2 protein-coding genes are annotated in these 1233 nt (G+C 46.1%); both read right to left on the bottom strand.

What is annotated here, in order from left to right; all coding sequences use genetic code 11:
- On the bottom strand, positions 1–995 hold a 995-nt coding region (locus R7Q48_RS24370; RefSeq protein ID WP_318132674.1), incomplete at its 3' end, for a cache domain-containing protein.
- A gap of 101 nt (positions 996–1096) precedes the next feature.
- Positions 1097–1233: helix-turn-helix domain-containing protein (locus R7Q48_RS24375; protein ID WP_318132676.1), on the bottom strand; the 137-nt coding region annotated here is incomplete at its 5' end.

Raw genomic sequence — 1233 nt, forward strand, 5'->3', positions numbered from 1 at the left:
ATAGAAGTGCCGATGAACCAAGTTAAACCGTTTGGATCGTAGTAGGGCGTGATGCGGCTAAAAATACGTTGGCCGCTGTGATCAAACTCAAACGTGTACGGTTGGTCTGTATGGTACAAGTCAAAACCACGCACGTGGGAGGCGCTGATTTTGATGATCGGGTCTGCGCTTTCAGAGGCGAACAAGCGTTGGCCTTTATCCGAAAACTTTGTGCCCCAAGACACTACGCTGCCTGGGCCAGAATGTGCCACTAATCGGTGTTCCTGGTCCATGATAAAGACCGATGCTTTGGTGTTCTTCTTGATGACGCGTAGAAACTCATTGAAGGTATTGATACGAATGTCTGTCACCAATACGCCCGCAAATTCTTGGTGTTCGTACACCGGTGTCATAGCAGATAAGGTGATGTCTTGGCGCTCATCCGCATTGGTATAGATTTTTGACCACATCGGTTTTTCGTCTTTGGCGACCGGTTGATACCAAGGACGAGTTCTTGGGTCGTAAGGCGTGATGACAGTACGAATATCGTTACTGACATGATCTGTGCCGTAGATGATTAACTTACCATCGGTGTATTTATCTTGAACCATCAAGGTGTAATCGTCGGAGATCTCGCGACGAAAACCCGCGAAATCGCCAGTTTCCGAACCAAAAGCGATCACATCCAGCTGCGGAATAGAACGGTATAGGTTTTGAAACGCGCTCAATAAGTAGGCTTGGACATCTCGCGTATCATGGGGATGGTACAGGTTGTGATAACTCACGTTATGAGCAAGCGTCATCACCGCCGTAAACGGCTTTCGCAGATAACTATTGAGGTGGTCGTAGACACTTTCGGTCAACACCGACAGCTGTTTATCGCTGATGTCGGTCACCACCTCTTCATAGCTTTGTTTTTGGACGTAGACAATCACACCGATAGCCAGTAAGAAAATCATCACAAAAGGGATGAGTACAGCGGTACGTAGTGTAATTTGAGTCTTTGCAGTAGACATTGCCTAGTCACATTAGGGATGGTTCACCTTAATTGTACTGACATTTCTGTTAATATCGAGCGATAAGCACTCTCATTGTTAACTCACTGCTTAAGTGACGGTCAGTACAACTCTTTTAACTTTCTGGTTAGCGTATTGCGTCCCCAGCCTAATACTTTAGCGGCATCTTGCTTATGACCTTTAGTGTGCTCCAATGCAGCTTCTAATAAAATGCGCTCAAATTCTGGTAATGCGAAAG

The organism is Vibrio sp. 378, from assembly GCF_033339435.1.